The organism is Pedobacter sp. AW31-3R (assembly GCF_052180285.1).
In the GTDB taxonomy this organism is placed as follows: domain Bacteria; phylum Bacteroidota; class Bacteroidia; order Sphingobacteriales; family Sphingobacteriaceae; genus Pedobacter.
On the sequence record NZ_CP197475.1, the window covers coordinates 2,760,518 to 2,776,190 of the forward strand.

A 15,673-nucleotide genomic window follows, 5' to 3' on the forward strand; every position below is an offset into this window, starting at 1 on the left:
CAGAGTCGCCACTCTTACAGGTTGAATTAAACAATTTTTTCCGAATCATTTAATCCCCTAAATTATGAAATTTTCTGCACAACCAGCAGGAGGGATAACCGGTATTTTCCCGTTGTTATGCCAAGTTATGTCCAAAAATGTAATCCTTAAGATAATGCGTATAAGCCTACTCACGGCTGTTTTTCTTTTTTCAGTGATTCAATTGTTATTTGCATCGAACTTAAAGGGGCAAAATTTGTCTCAAACCATGCTTTCTATTGAACTGAAGAATGAATCGGCCGTTTCAGCAATTAAAAAGATCGAAGCACAGACCAGCTTCAGATTCGTCTTCAGGAAAAGTGAGATTGATGAAGTCAATAAACTGACCCTCCAAAAGGGAACCTGGTCACTGGAGAAATTACTCAGCCTGATATTTGATGAGGCCAGATTTAAGGTGACCCGCTTAGGTACCAATATTCTGATCGCAACCCTGGAAAAGTCAGTAGTTGATGCTGCAGAGGTACGCATAACAGGTATGGTGAAAGATGAAGGTGGACTTCCTTTACCGGGAGTTTCCGTGATCCTAAAAAACAATACCAAATATAGTACAGCAACAGACCAGAATGGCCATTTTGGTTTAAGTGTGCCAGAATCAGAAAAGCATGTTCTGGTATTCAGCTATGTCGGCTTTCGGTCGAAAGAGATTGCCCTGGGCACGGAAACAAGTGTGTCGGTGGTTTTGGAACCCAGTTCCAGCAGTCTTGAAGAAGTTCAGGTGATTGGTTATGGTACAACCACCCGTCGTCTCAACACCGGTTCTGTTGGTTCTATTACTTCAGCAGATATTGATAAACAGGTGGTCAATAATCCTCTACAGGCACTGGCAGGTAAAATAGCGGGGATGACGGTCGTGCAGGGAAGTGGTTTGCCTGGGAGCAGTGTGAATATACAAATCAGAGGGAACAATACCCTTGGAGTGAATGGCCTTTCTGGCGCTGTTCCTCTGTATATTGTTGATGGTGTTCCTTTTACAAATTTCAATAGTTCCCAGCCGATCAATGACAATTTAAATAGTACAGGACTAATTGGTGCAAATGGTGGAATGAGTCCTTTCAGCACGATTAATGCAAATGATATTGAACGTATCGATATTCTCAAAGATGCTGATGCCACCGCAATTTATGGGGCTAGGGGCGCAAATGGAGTGGTACTCATTACCACAAAGAAAGGAAAAAGCGGGAAGTCGCAGGTGAATGTAAACCTGTATAAGGGTGTCGGAACGGTAGGTCATTTTATCGATATGATGAATACCGAACAGTATCTGGAACTGAGAAAAGAAGCCTACAAAAATGATGGTGTGGCTCCTAAGGTCACTGATGCACCGGATCTGTTGTCCTGGGACCAGAATGCCTATACCGATTGGCAGAACCTGCTGATCGGGGGAACAGCGAATGTGACTGATGCACAATTGAATTATTCCGGCGGGAATGACAGGGTTAGATTTTTCACTAGCGGAAATTACAGGAAAGAAGGCACGGTATTTCCTGGTGATATGGGAATGGAACGTATCTCAGGGAGGATGAATCTCCAGACTACTTCAGCAAATAACAAGTTTAATTCATCATTTATGGTGAATTATGCCAATGACAATACCAACCTGATTAGTGCTGACCTGACTTCTGCACTGAGTCTGCCACCCAATTATCCATTATATGCAGCGGATGGTAAGTTGTTCTGGGGATCAGGTTTTACGAATCCGTATGCGAACCTGCTAAAAACATTTAAAAATACCACAGGAAATTTTATAGCCAGTGCAGATCTGAAATATACCCTGGTTAAAGGATTGAATCTGAAGGCCAATCTGGGATATACCCGAACCAATTTAAGTCAGAGTCTCCAGAATCCACTTTCTTCGCAAGACCCAAATCTTACCGGAACTTCCAATAGCGCCCGTTTTTCGAATACTGTGACCACCAATTATATTGTGGAACCTCAGGCGGAGTATAGCTTAAATGTGAAAAACAGTACGTTTACAGCCCTTGTCGGAAGTACATTTCAACAGAATGTAAGTGATGCAAATACGGTAAGCGGCAGTAATTACGCTTATGAGGCCTTGTTGAATACCATCAACGGAGCCGGAACAGTGACCTCAACAAATAACTATTCTATCTATAAGTATGCTTCAGTTTTTGGGAAACTGAACTACAACCTGAATAAAAAATACCTTCTTAACCTTACTTTCAGAAGGGATGCCTCTTCCAGGTTTGGCAGCAATTATAAATTTGCTGATTTCGCAGCAGTGGGTGCCGGATGGATCTTCTCAGATGAGAAGCTGATCAGTGAAAATTTTAAATTCCTGAGTTTTGGTAAACTACGTGCCAGTTATGGTACGACAGGAAACGACCAGCTGCCCAACTACTCCTACATGAGTCTGTTTAGTGTAGGTGGCAGCGCTTCAGCTTATCAGAATATTGCTTCCCTGGCTTTAAACAGACTTCCAAATCCAAATTTAAAATGGGAAACTACCCGTAAGATGGAGTTTGGGCTCGACCTGGGCTTTTTGGAAGATAAGATCCTGTTTAAAACCGCTGCCTACTGGCACCGTTCGTCTAACCTGCTGACTTATGCGAATGTTCCGCTGCAAACAGGATTCAATTCCCTCAATGAAAACCTTGGTGCATTGGTGCAAAATCAGGGTTTGGAATTTGAGCTGAATACCACAAATCTGAGTAGAGGTGATTTTAAATGGACTACTGCATTCAATATTTCCTTCCAGACAAACAAATTGCTGAAGTTTGATAATATTGCTGCTTCATTTTATGCCACCAGTTTTGCAATAGGCTACCCCATAACAGTGAATAACCGGTATTTGTATACAGGATTTGACCCTGCAACGGGTGTGCCTGCTTATGCCGATACGGATGGCAATGGTACAATTACACTTGCCGATCGTCAGTTCTTGCCTATAGGAACGCCATATTTCGGAGGATTAAGCAATACTTTCAGCTATAAAAATTTTAGTCTCGATGTTTTCTTCCAGTTTAACCACAGAATGGGGGTGATCAATAGTGTTTTTGGGAGCAGACCAGGAAGTTTAAATAATCAGAATACCTCTGTATTATCAAGATGGAGAAATGCGGGGGATGAAAATGTAGCATTTCCTGCGGCTACAGCTGTATCGGGACCGGTTTACCAGGCATACAATAACTTCGGTCAATCAGATTATTTTTATGGGGATGCCTCATTCATTAAGTTCAGATCGGCGAACCTTTCCTATACCTTACCGGAACGCTGGACCAGATCGCTGAAGCTGGCAAATGCCAGGATTTATACCCAGGGACAAAATCTATTTACCTGGGCTAAGAATAAAAATGCCCTTGATCCAGAGGCTGCAACTACCGGAGGCGTAACACTTCCTCCCTTGAGAACAATTGTTTTTGGCATTAACCTTACTTTATAATACTTTAGCTATGAACTCCTTAAAAATATATTATCAATTTATTCTTTGTTTACTGGTCATCTTCATGCTCTCTTCCTGTGGGAAATTTGTGGAGCTGGATACACCCAATGGAACTATTCCGGCAGCGGCTGTTTTTGAAACCGATGCTTCGGCAACTGCCGCTGTAATGACGCTGTATAATAATGGAAACTGGCGTGATGCGATGCTGTATACGACCTTTCTTTCGGGGATGTCGGCAGATGAACTGGTCTATTTTTCCTCCGGAAATCTTCTGGAATTTCAAAACAATACAATTGATCCCGGAAACCTGAATGTGGCAAATTATGCCTGGTTTTTTCCATATAGTGAAATCACCAATTCGAATATCAACATTGAGGGACTCACGAAATCGCAATCGCTAAGTCCTGCTGTAAAGGATCAGCTGATTGGCGAATCAAAATTCTGGCGGGCAATGGCTTATTTTCAGCTGGTGAATACTTTCGGAGGAGTGCCTCTGGCACTTTCGGCTGAACCCATTGACAATGCCTTTTTACCAAGAAATACTGCACAGGAGGTATTTGATCAGATATTTGCTGATCTGAAAGATGCAAAGGCATTGCTAAAACCAGCATACCCTACAACCGAGCGTGCAAGGGTTAACCAGTATGCCGTCTCGGCTCTGCTGGCAAGGGTGTACCTTTACCAGAAAGACTGGGCGAACGCTGAAGCGGAAGCATCATCGGTAATCGCCTCCAATACCTACAGTCTGTCAGATCCGGCGAATACTTTTGTGAAAACCAGTAATGAAACTATCCTGCAGATTTTTACCATCAATGGATTTACGTCCTGGGGAACAAACTTTGTCCCTGCAACAGCAACGAGCGGTAACCCGAACTATTTTTTGCGTACAGGATTTGTGGATGCTTTTGAAGGAAATGATGCCAGGAGAGCAAATTGGGTGTCGCCAATTGGTACAGGTGTTAACCCGGATTATGCAATCAGAAAGTATAAACTCAGATCGGGTACTACGGCGGGAAATGAATATTATGTAGTGCTTCGTCTGGCGGAGCAATATTTAATCAGGGCTGAAGCCCGTGCCCGGCAGAATAATCTTTCAGGGGCAGGCGGTGCTGAAAGCGATCTGAATGCGGTGCGTTCAAGAGCTTTACTGGAGCCAAGACTTGACCTTTCCCAGTCTGCAATGCTTCTCGCCATTGAACAGGAACGAAAGGTCGAGCTTTTTGGCGAATGGGGACACCGTTGGTTTGACCTGAAAAGATCAGCTGGTATAAGCGATCCTTCGAAAACAAGAGCAGATGAGGTATTGTCTGTTGTTAAAGGTGCGAATTGGCAATCTACCGATATCCTGTTTCCAATTCCGGCAGGAGAAAGAACAAAAAACACGGCCCTGACGCAAAATCCTGGATACGCCAATTAGTCGGTTACCGGAGTTTGCTGAACAGGAAACTCCGGTGAGTTTTACAGTATTACATTTAAAATATATAGTGATGAGACAAATAATTTTATCGATTTCTTTATTAGCTGTTACCTTCCTTGGCTATAGTCAGCATAAGCCTAAGATGCTGGTTTATGGAGATGCTGCTCCGGAATTGAAGGTTGGTGCATGGCTTAAAGGGGCACCGGACGGAGGATTGGAAAAAGGAAAGGTATCTGTTGTAGAATTCTGGGCAACCTGGTGTGGCCCTTGTATTGCGAATATTCCGCATTTGTCTAAACTGGCAGCGCAATATGCACCAAAAGGCGTAAAGGTTTTTGGAGTAAGCATACTGGAACGAAAAGGGGTTGGTATTGATTCTGTACGCAAGTTTGTGGAATCGCCTAAAGGAATGGGCATGCATTATATTGTTGGGGCGGATGATTCGACTGGTTATATGGCCAGCAACTGGCTGAAAGCATCGGGCAGGGAGGGATTCCCTATGCCATTATCGTCAATGAGGAAGGCAGGATTGCCTGGATGGGCCATCCCGTTACCATAGATGAGCCACTGGCACAGATTGTAGCCGGAAAATGGGACATCGCAAAAAGGGCCCTTGAAGTAGAAGAGGAAAAAAGACTGAAAAAAATTGACGGCAGTATCATTCCCCAGTTTAATGCCTATCTCCCCCAGAAGCAGTACACATCTGCCCTGGCGGCGATCGACAGTTTACTGAAAAAAGAACCAGCGCTGAAGTATGCCTATTATACCGGGCATTATACTTTCCTTTCCCTCTTGAATACAGATCCGGAGAAAGCGGTAACCTATGCACGTGAAGCCTGGGCAGCCAATGCTATCCCCAACTGGAAGTCTGTCAGTGATGCCATTTATACCGCAAATAAAAGAGAGGTGAAACTACCTGCACCGGCTTACCTGTTAGGTGTGGAAGCATTACAAGCACAGTTGGATAATTATCCATGGAGTATGAATTTCCCGGAAACTTATAAGGAAATCGCCGGACTATACCTGAAAGCGGGAAATCAGGAAAAATATAAAGCATTTATGAAATTATCAGTAAGTACCACCAACCAGAAGAAATAACTCAATTTATGAAAAAATTATTTATCGCCGGACTTCTGTTGTTCAATACAGCACTCATGGCTCAGAGAACACCAGATCCAAAGGTCGTGGCCCTGCGGAATGAAAAGAATCCTGTATTGTTAAAAGCAAGTCTCCGAAAACTGAGTAATGGCACTGAGGATGACATGAAAACGCTGGTTTTATATTTCAGTAATGATCCTGCAAAACAGGATTCGCTGGTAGAGGTGATTATCAAAAGATTTCCGAAGGGAAACTTTGCTTTTAACCGTGCGCAGAATACCCTCTTTGTAACCAGCAATGCCGCTGAACAGGAATCACAGCTGAAGGATATCATAAAGCGCTTTCCCGCTGAAGAACTAAGCCAGTCAAATTACTCTGTTGCTTATGCGTATGCCCTTGAAAAAAACAGTGCAAAGGCTGTGCATTTTGCTGGAGAGATCAAAAATGCCGCTTTTAAACCCATGGCTATCGGTATCATCGCCAACGAAATGACAAAATTTGACCTTTCTGCCGCGGAATTGATGGTGGCGAAGGAATTGGAAAATGCGAAAAGGTTAATGGCTGATTCCGCTAAAACTAAAGCTGATCCGCTGGCGAAGCCTAAACAGGCCTATTATGATTTTGTGACATTGTATGGTACGATACTGATGAAACAGGGAAAATCGGCTGAAGCGCTGACTTACATGACCGATGCCTTTACCCATGCAGACAGAAAGAATCCGGATCTGGTTCGCCATTACAATTATTTGCTGAGCAAGAATGGTAAATATGAGGAAGCTTTTCCTTTTTTAGAAAAAACCGTAAAGAATGGCCAGGCTGATGAAGACCTTAAGTCTGAATTGCAAAAGGCCTATGCTGCACTTTATCCGGGAAAAGATGTCGCTCTCTATATGAAATCTATGGAAGATACACTGAGGATTAAAATCAGTGCTGAGGTTGCGAAAATGGAAGTCGATGAAACTGCTCCTGATTTTGTGATCACGGATGTCAATGGTAAAAAGGTATCGCTTGCAGACTTTAAAGGCAAAACTATTGTCCTTGATTTTTGGGCAACCTGGTGTGGACCTTGTAAAAAGTCTTTCCCTACCATGCAGATAGCTGTAGACAAATATAAGGATGATCCAAACGTAAAATTTCTTTTCATCCATACCTGGGAGAAAACCGCAGATCCACTAAAAGATGCGACAAGTTATCTGACGGAGAACAAATACAGGTTTGATCTTTTCATGGATACCAGGGATCCACAGACGAAGATGAACCCGGCTGTGTCCGCTTTTGGGGTAAAAGGAATTCCTGCAAAATTTATCATTGACGGGAAGGGACATATTCGCTTTAAAGTAACCGGTTTCTCTGGTGGTCAGGATGCTGCGGTAGAGGAGTTGACAGCGATGATTAACAGGAGCAAACTGGCATCTTAGGTTTTTCCTGTACTGGCGTGTCAGGAGTTTTCATGGACTTATTGTTATAACTGTAATTTTGATTGAAGCATTAATTTAGATAGCTTAGGCAACAGAAGAACAAGACTATTACGATCATCAATTTAATCTGACATCATCATAACGTTAATGGATACGAAGAGAACCGACGCGACAATTCTGCAGACAAAACATCATTTTGAAATTCTCGACGGCTTAAGGGGCATTGCAGCCCTGGCCGTCGTCGTGTTTCATTTTATGGAATGGGTGTATACCGATCCCAGCAAGAACTTTATCGGACATGGTTTTTTGGCTGTCGATTTCTTCTTCTGCCTTTCGGGATTTGTGATCGGATACGCGTATGATGACCGCATCGCAAAAATGGGTGTTTTCAATTTTCTGATATCAAGGATCATCAGGTTGCATCCGCTTGTTGTCGCAGGATCAATACTGGGCCTGCTTGCATTTCTGCTGGATCCTTTTGGCGGGCATCCTGAATTGTATAGTACAGGTAAGGTTATTTTAACTTTTTTTTGTTCGTTATTCATGATCCCCCTGCCGGTCATAGCCGATCGTGGTTTTAATCTTTTCAGTTTCAATGCCCCGGCATGGTCCTTATTTTGGGAATATGTTGCCAATATTGTTTACGGCTTTGTGCTTTACCGGGTAGGCCGAGTTTACCTGTTGGCATTGACGATACTCTCGGCTGTGGCCATTTGTTTTGTAGCTTACCGTTCCGGAAATTTATTGGGTGGCTGGAGCGGACCTACTTTCTGGGACGGCAGTGTCCGGATATCGTATTCTTTCCTCGCAGGATTACTGATTTACCGCTCCAATTGGATCATTAAAACCAAGTTGGGATTTAGCAGTCTGGCTGTATTGTTATTCCTGGCCTTTTTAGTGCCTTTCTCTACGTGGAACTGGTTGTCTGAACCCCTGATCGTATTGTTTTACTTCCCTCTGCTGATCGCTTTGGGTGCCGGGGCTTCGTTAACGCCTGGTTTAAAAAAAGTATGCATCTTTTCGGGGAAAATTTCTTACCCATTGTACATGACACATTATGCTGTACTGTGGATGTTCGGAAATTATTACACCAGCCATAAGCCGGGTATTGCTCAATTGGTACTCATTATCCTGTTTGCGGTGATTCTGCTGCTGGTGGCAGCATACCTGGTCATGGTGCTTTACGATATCCCCTTGAGGAAATATTTAACGGATAAGCGGAAAAAAAGGATGGCCCGGAAAATTGCCGGCAATGTTTAGTGTTATTGTCTTTCTAACTATTTATCTAATGTCAAAAGGATTCTTTAGAATCAAAACCTGTTGGAGCGGTACATAGGATAAATCCTTAGATAGTGATGAAGAACGTCGATTATCAGAACTTTTATAAGATGAGCTTGTTGCATAGGTAGATTAAAACAATCATACTTATGGACAAATATCTTTCCCCAGATGCCTCTTTTCTTTTCAATGTACCTGTTCATCCTACCCTGAAACTTTCGGTGATTGTTCCGGCAAAAGATGAATCTCAGGATATCTCCATGACCCTCGACGCATTAAGGAACCAAACGGACTTGAAAGGGAATCCTTTGTGTCCAAATTCCTATGAGGTACTGGTATTGGTCAATAACTGTAGCGATGATACCTTACAGGTTTGTAAGTCCTATCAGAAAGATTATCCATTATTTGTTTTACACCTGGAGTACGTAGCACTTAATACGGAGGTTGCCCATATTGGCACAGTAAGACGGATGTTGATGGATGCAGCTTATCGTAGGCTGAACATGAGTGTGGGAGAGAGAGGAATCATCGTTTCTACTGACGCAGACAGTCAGGTGGACAAAAACTGGATACAACATATTTTGGTGGAGATGGAAAAGGGCGCAGATGTAGTTGGGGGAAGAATCCTTCCCCGTGATGTTCCACTGCTTTCAAAGCAACACCATCTGCAGGATGTAACTTACAGGTTATTCCAAACCCGTCTGGAAGCGGAAATTGATCCATGCTCTTCGAATCCATGGCCCCGGCATTTCCAATGTTTTGGTCCTAGTTTAGCGGTGACCTGTGATATTTATGACAGGGCTGGTCGATTACCTGTTATTCCCTATCTGGAAGATGAAGAGTTTCGTAAAGCACTGAAACGCATCGATGCAAAAATTAGACATGCACCTGAAGTCAGGGTCTTTACTTCCTCCCGCCTTAAAGGAAGAGTGGAATTTGGGTTTTCTGTACAACTAAAGCATTGGACTGATATGAGCAGTAACCATGAGGAACAAATGGTGGATACATTGGATACTTTAATTTTTAAATTCAATCTTAAAAGCAGCCTGCGTAATATCTGGTTAAATATCGATAATTATAGTGTATTGCATGTAGAAGTATTGCGTCTTGCCCAACTAATGAATAAAGAGTCTTTATCTCTATTGGATTCGCTCAGGTCATCTCAATTTTTTGAATCTTTCTGGGAGCAAATTGATGTTGATTTCCACTCAGTTGGAGCGCAAAAGGATGCTTTGCGGCCAATTTCTGAAGTCATTCGGTCTTTTAGAGTATATTTTTCCGGTTCAGGGAATACTATCATTAAAAAAATAATGGTTGCGCCAATATCAACTGCTGATGCAATTGCAGTTTAAACCAGTATTTTAAATGACATCGGTATTAACATTAGTAAAAGGAAGGGAAATAGCATTAGAAAATCTGTTGAAAGGCTTATCAGCAAATCAGGTAATGCCAGATGAGGTGATCATTGTTTTTATGAATGAACCCATCAGAAAATTACCTTCAATGCCTTTTCCAGTAAGATGCTTTGAAATCTATGCTATGGAGACTCTTCCTCTTTCTGCAGCAAGGAATCTCGCTGCTCATAAAGCATCAGGTGATTTCTTGATTTTTTTGGATGTGGATTGTATTCCGGCAGTTGATCTGATAGGGATATATGAACAGCACCAGTGGAGTGGGCAATTATTGAGTGGTCAGATAAGGTATTTGGGCAAAGAGGTTATGCAGGATAAATATCTCCTGAAAAATCTACACGACCTAAGTATTCCGGATCCGATCAGATCGCATCTGACAGAAGTTCCATTTGAACTTTTCTGGTCGCTGAATTTCGCCTGTTCCAAGCTGGTATATTTTCATATCGGAGGTTTTGACGAAGCTTATAAAGGTTATGGTGCAGAAGATACCGACTTTTCTTTTGCTGCAGAAAATAAAAAGCTAAGTATTCAAGGTGTTCAAGCTTTTGCATATCATCAATACCACGATAGTTATTCGCCGCCACTAAATCATTTTGATGATATCATCAGTAATGCCGGTAGATTTTTTGCCAAATGGGGTGTGTGGCCAATGGAGGGCTGGTTGAAAGCTTTTGAGGATCGGGGATTAATTGAATGGCGGCCAACTGAGATTATAACGATACGTTTCCCTGATCTGTATGAAATTCGGCAGGTACTTAAGCGTTAACATTAAATAATCTATTTCCGGTGTTGATAATAGCGGTAGTGAGGATATCAATTGCATCAAAAGCAATCACACCTTCCCAATCCGGTGCTTGTGACCGCAATTTTTGAAATACCAGATTCCAATCTGTTTTGAATAAATTCTCGGGTAACAAAATGTAAATACCCTGACGGTTTTTGATTACTTCCGCCTTTTCGAGTTGTTCATCAAACGGACGTTGTTCCGGGATGCCAATGAAACGCTTATTGAGGTTCGCCATCTCCATCACCGTATTGTGACCTGTATTTCCAATCACAATTATGCATTTTTCAATCACCTGTTGTGGATTTTCAAGATGACCATGCCATTTTAGATTAAATGGTCCATCAGGTTCAGTGCTTACATTTCCCAATAGATGAAAAAAGTAATCAGGGAAGGTGGATGCAAGTGAAATCACAAAATCACTTGTTAAAGAACTGCCACCCCCACCAATAATTATCGCGATATGATTTGTAAGTTCTTCTACCGGATTTAATGAGGTAGTAAATTTCGAAAAGCCTCCGGTAAATACAGTTTTAGCATATGCTTCATCTTCTTCCCCATGATATAAGGATCGGGGATAAGGAGCAATGAGGAGTTCAGCACTTTGATAGGCCAGTAAGTGCGGCAGATCCGTACGCTTTCCATGCTGACGCATAACTATTGTGGGAATACCGCATAACCTGGCAAGTAAAGTCACTTCTACTGACACATCAACAATCAGTATCATCGGAAATTCATTTTTAAAAACGTCGGTAATTATCGCTGAACGGCTTCTTATACCATGGACATTTAGAGGGGAATAATGTAAACTTTCTACCATATGACCTCTCTTATAGTGAGTATCATCTGCATCCGGTAAATCGCTAGGTAAATGTACCAAACGTACATGCGATGGTAGTGGAGTTTGAATGGGTAACTTACTTCCCATAAGAATGAAATCATAATCTGGAAGCGCATTGACGATGGTCATGGTACGCATGAAATGACCCAGACCATGATGGTGGATATAAATCGCTATTTTAAAATTCATTTGCAATCCGCTCTTTAACGTAAATTTCAAGCCTGTAATCGGCCGTACGGCTGCTACTCTGAAGTTTAAGCTTTGTTTGACCAAAACAGTCGTGTACCTCATCTCCAGTCAGTGGATAATCTACCACAAAATGTGTCCAATGTACGAGTAGTAGCACTCCATCTTCTTCTAGTGCTTTGATTACCTGATCTCTTAGTCTAAGCAAGTCTCCCATACAAAGATAATAACCCACCTCACTGATCACAATGAGATTATATTTTCCATATGGAAAGTCGGAAGGAACACCACCAGCTATAAAATTCACTTTTGGTGAATCCTTAAGCCTTATTCTGGCCTTTTCCAATGCAGTTTTGCTAATGTCCATAGCAGTCAGCCGAATGCATTTTGAAACCAACATTTCAGTCAGTACGCCAATTGAACATCCTATCTCCAGTGCGGATGGATATTGGCCATCCGGGATCGCATCTATTGTTGCCAAGTATTTATTTCTTTCATATGCACTCGTCTCAAAATTCCAGGGATCGATATTTTTCCTATAGAGTTTTTCAAAATAATCACTGGAGAGGGTAGTGCTGGGATTGAGTTTTTCTCTCTCCATAAAATATTCTTTTCCATTGGTAAAATTGGAAATCATTTCTGCAGAAAGCATAAATCCCTTGGGATCATCGCCGATTAGTTTGGTCGTTTGGGATTGATGTGCGTATATGCAGGCTTCTTTTAGGTGGGAGTGACTACTTACATCTACCACCAGTAGCTCATTTCGTTTGAGGTCGGGAATATCATCTACTGAAGCGTTAGCATATAACCAAATGGGATATTCCCAGATCTTTGGCCTTTCAATCTTGTTACGTTCAAGTGCTGCCATCAGAAGCTGCCAGGTTGCCCTGTGGTCGCGGTGCGGATCAAGCTCATAAGGCACAAGGATCAGTTCTGGACAAAAATCCAGGAGGTCTGAAGCTAATCTTTCCTCCAGATCTTCAAAGCCGGCTTCGCCCTTGCCAGGCATGGATGAATCCGTGGAACCATAGCTAATCAAGTGATCTGAAGTCAGACCCAGCAATGTTAAAGCACACATCAATTCAGCATGCCGTAATGCTGAAAGCAACGCTGCGGGATAAGTGTTGGAATTAGGGTGCGACATGCTTCCATCTGTGGTTAAAATGATCTGTATTTTACATTTCTGTGCTATCAATAAGGCGATGAGGCCAGCGCATCCCAGAGATTCGTCATCGGGATGAGGCACAAGCACCGAACAACGCTTTACAGCACTAATGTCCTCTGCAGACACAGGAATAGCTGCTGCCCTGAAGGCGATTTTGTCAAATGGGCTATTCATTAAATGCTGAATTATCTTCGATAAAAAATTCTGCCACTTTTAGTCTGGTTGCATCGGGAGCCGGCTGACGCAGATAAAAACTGAGGTCTCTATAGATTCGTTCCAGCTGATAAGGATGCATCAATCCCCGCGCTCCTACACAGCGGTTGCTTTCATCCATAATCTTCAGGCAAATCTCTTCAATGCTGATCCTTGTCATATTAGCGAAGGTAATTAACTCCTCATCGTGCGTACCACTATTGGCCCATTTATCATAATAAACAGCCGCCTGATTGAGCCATATTCTTCCAGAGATCAGCAGCGTCATGATATTCGATATTCGCATTTGCTGAATCTGATCGGCACTGCGGTTCAGTTCTTGCAGATAAGCAAGTGTGTGTGCTGCGATGGCTTCAGCACCACCGAGTTGCACAGCGGCAAAACGGATTGCTCCTCCGTTGAAATAAGGCTGTCTCAAATACATCCCCGGATCCGCAAGAAATTCATCTTCAGTAATTTCGTAACCACTAAAATCAACTTTATAGCTTCCCGAAGCTTTCATACCTAAAGTCTTCCAGCTATCTCGGTCAATGTTTTGACTATCAACGGACTTCATGTCAAGGATGGCCATTTGCCAGCCGCTTCGATCAGATAAAGAAATGTTGCCAGTGATCAATGCCCGGTTGACTAAAGTTGCTCCGGAACAGAATGTTTTGCTCCCTTCAATGCTGATGATGCCTTCACTTTCAATGAATCTGACGCCATCATTTGCTTGCGTATTCCAAATGCCGAAAAGGTAACCGTGATCCCTCACTTCCTGATACCATTTTTCGCGTTGCCTCTCTCGCGCATATAGGTGGATAAGGTATAATGCATTGATATGTCCCTCAAATATTCGTCCCACAGATAAGTTTGCTTGTCCAATATCTTTCAGCAACTTTAAAAGTTGCAGCGTACGTCCTGCATTAAAATCCATCAGCTCTCCTGGAAGAACAATGGCAAGTGCGCCACAATCCTTGAGCCACTGAAATTCTTCCTGTGGTCCCTCCGGATGATGTTCTGATTTGGAGGAGCGTTGCGCAATTTTTTCCAGCACCTGTGTTAGCATTCCGTTGTCGAATTTCTGATCCTGTCTTATAGTATTCTTTTCTCTCATGAAATTGCATAATTAGAATGTTGCGTTTTGGTGGCAACCGTGGTCAGTAGCTGTTCATATTGTTCGACCATTAAATTCAGATCGAATTTTTCCCTGGCATAGTTGCCAATTGTTTTCCTGTCGAGTTTCATGGCTTTGTCTATCGCTTGTGCCAGTGCCTGGCAGTCGGGATAGTCCACCAATACACCAACTTCTTTAGAAATCAGTTCTGGTAATGCGCCCATATTGAATCCTGCAACCGGCGTACCACAGGCCATGGCTTCCGCTAGTACAAGGCCAAAGGGTTCCTGCCAGCATGGCGTGACCAAGCAAACACGTGCACCGCCGATGAGTTGATTCAATTGTGGTTGTTCCTGTAAACCCAGCAGCGATACGTTCTCATTCAGTAACGGTGTAATACGCTCCTCGAAATACCGTTGATCGGCGACCCTTCCTGCCACCTTTAATTTGATGCCTGCAAGTGTCGCTGCTTCAATCGCGAGATGTAATCCTTTATCAGGATGTATCCGGCCAAACCAGACTGCATATTTTTCCACAGAGGGCTCAACATAGGTTTCCCATTTTTGCAATGATATTCCATTTGGTATGACCTGGCAATTGGGAATGTAATCCTCCCAGTTTATAGCACTCTGGGCAGAGATTGTTACATAATTCACTTTGGGGGAGCTTCTTTCTGCACGAATAGCTAATCCAAGTTCATAAAAGGGTGGGGTGTGAAGGGCTGTAAGCATTGGTGTCTTTAACACGTTTGCCATTGTAATGGGGATATAGTGTAGACTGTTGTTAAATATCACATCCAGATTATAACTGTCAATCTCCTTCATCAGACGGAAGTAAGCATGGTGTTCCGCGATATACTCTGAGGGTAAATCCCGTCGTTTCATACGAATACCGGTATGGCTGTCATAATCCTGATCGGATAAGATAGATATCACAGGAAGTAATGAATCTGAGCTTGAGCTGGCAAATAAGTACACTTCATGACCACGTTCCACAAAAGCTTTTGTAATTTGATGGGTAAACACCTCCAGTCCACCTGCAAAAGGCGCAATAATAGGATGCTTTAGATGGGCGATAATTCCGATTCTCATATAGTAGATTAGGATGTCCTTGAATACATTCCTCTATAGATAGACAGTAAATTAAAAGGTATGTTTTAAAATAGGATCAATAAAATGAAATCTGTCAGTTTTGTTGCCCCTAGGATCATCTTCTATTTTGCATAACTGTTTTAAAATAAAGATCGACATACCTCTATATTTGGTCTAGGCATTCTAATGTTCTTGACCATTAAATTATAGGAAAAAAGATTTACACCAATCCAAG

12 protein-coding genes are annotated in these 15,673 nt (G+C 42.5%); 8 read left to right on the forward strand and 4 right to left on the reverse strand.

Annotated elements, in window-relative coordinates; all coding sequences use genetic code 11:
- The first annotated feature begins 247 nt into the window (after window positions 1-247).
- The 8 genes from ACSBL2_RS11320 to ACSBL2_RS11355 all read left to right on the forward strand — a co-directional run bounded on the left by ACSBL2_RS11320 (window position 248) and on the right by ACSBL2_RS11355 (window position 10,828).
- Window positions 248-3,439, forward strand: coding sequence for a SusC/RagA family TonB-linked outer membrane protein (locus ACSBL2_RS11320; RefSeq protein WP_442591807.1), 3,192 nt, complete (start codon window positions 248-250; stop codon window positions 3,437-3,439).
- A 10-nt stretch (window positions 3,440-3,449) separates the two neighbouring features.
- Window positions 3,450-4,856 (forward strand): RagB/SusD family nutrient uptake outer membrane protein, encoded by a 1,407-nt coding sequence (locus tag ACSBL2_RS11325; protein WP_442591808.1) that lies wholly within the window; start codon window positions 3,450-3,452, stop codon window positions 4,854-4,856.
- A gap of 70 nt (window positions 4,857-4,926) precedes the next feature.
- The gene (locus ACSBL2_RS11330) at window positions 4,927-5,415 is read left to right on the forward strand and encodes a TlpA disulfide reductase family protein (RefSeq protein WP_442591809.1); all 489 of its coding nucleotides are present in this window, start codon (window positions 4,927-4,929) and stop codon (window positions 5,413-5,415) included.
- Window positions 5,394-5,954, forward strand: a complete 561-nt coding sequence (locus tag ACSBL2_RS11335; protein ID WP_442591810.1) for a hypothetical protein — start codon at window positions 5,394-5,396, stop codon at window positions 5,952-5,954. Before ACSBL2_RS11330 ends, ACSBL2_RS11335 begins: the two co-directional genes overlap by 22 nt.
- A gap of 8 nt (window positions 5,955-5,962) precedes the next feature.
- On the forward strand, window positions 5,963-7,372 hold the full coding sequence (locus ACSBL2_RS11340) for a redoxin domain-containing protein (RefSeq protein WP_442591811.1): 1,410 nt from the start codon (window positions 5,963-5,965) through the stop codon (window positions 7,370-7,372).
- A 147-nt stretch (window positions 7,373-7,519) separates the two neighbouring features.
- Entirely contained in the window at window positions 7,520-8,632 is a 1,113-nt protein-coding gene (locus tag ACSBL2_RS11345) for an acyltransferase family protein (protein ID WP_442591812.1), read from the forward strand.
- 167 nt (window positions 8,633-8,799) lie between these two features.
- On the forward strand, window positions 8,800-10,002 hold the full coding sequence (locus ACSBL2_RS11350; protein ID WP_442591813.1) for a glycosyltransferase: 1,203 nt from the start codon (window positions 8,800-8,802) through the stop codon (window positions 10,000-10,002).
- Between the two features lie 13 nt (window positions 10,003-10,015).
- Window positions 10,016-10,828 (forward strand): galactosyltransferase-related protein, encoded by an 813-nt coding sequence (locus tag ACSBL2_RS11355; RefSeq protein WP_442591814.1) that lies wholly within the window; start codon window positions 10,016-10,018, stop codon window positions 10,826-10,828.
- On the opposite strand, the gene ACSBL2_RS11360 is transcribed toward ACSBL2_RS11355, so the two are convergent.
- From ACSBL2_RS11360 to ACSBL2_RS11375, 4 genes are read right to left on the reverse strand one after another with little or no spacing between them, the layout of a single operon-like run.
- Entirely contained in the window at window positions 10,818-11,876 is a 1,059-nt protein-coding gene (locus ACSBL2_RS11360; RefSeq protein WP_442591815.1) for a glycosyltransferase, read from the reverse strand. The two genes, ACSBL2_RS11355 and ACSBL2_RS11360, sit on opposite strands and share 11 nt — an antisense overlap.
- Window positions 11,866-13,212 carry a bifunctional PIG-L family deacetylase/class I SAM-dependent methyltransferase gene (locus ACSBL2_RS11365; RefSeq protein ID WP_442591816.1) on the reverse strand — a complete coding sequence of 449 codons (1,347 nt, stop codon included), beginning with the start codon at window positions 13,210-13,212 and terminating at the stop codon, window positions 11,866-11,868. Before ACSBL2_RS11365 ends, ACSBL2_RS11360 begins: the two co-directional genes overlap by 11 nt.
- Entirely contained in the window at window positions 13,205-14,347 is a 1,143-nt protein-coding gene (locus tag ACSBL2_RS11370; RefSeq protein ID WP_442591817.1) for an acyl-CoA dehydrogenase family protein, read from the reverse strand. Before ACSBL2_RS11370 ends, ACSBL2_RS11365 begins: the two co-directional genes overlap by 8 nt.
- Complete coding sequence (locus ACSBL2_RS11375; protein WP_442591818.1) at window positions 14,344-15,438, reverse strand: glycosyltransferase family 4 protein; 1,095 nt, start codon at window positions 15,436-15,438, stop codon at window positions 14,344-14,346. The genes ACSBL2_RS11370 and ACSBL2_RS11375 overlap by 4 nt, the downstream gene beginning before the upstream one ends.
- Between the last annotated feature and the right edge of the window lie 235 nt (window positions 15,439-15,673).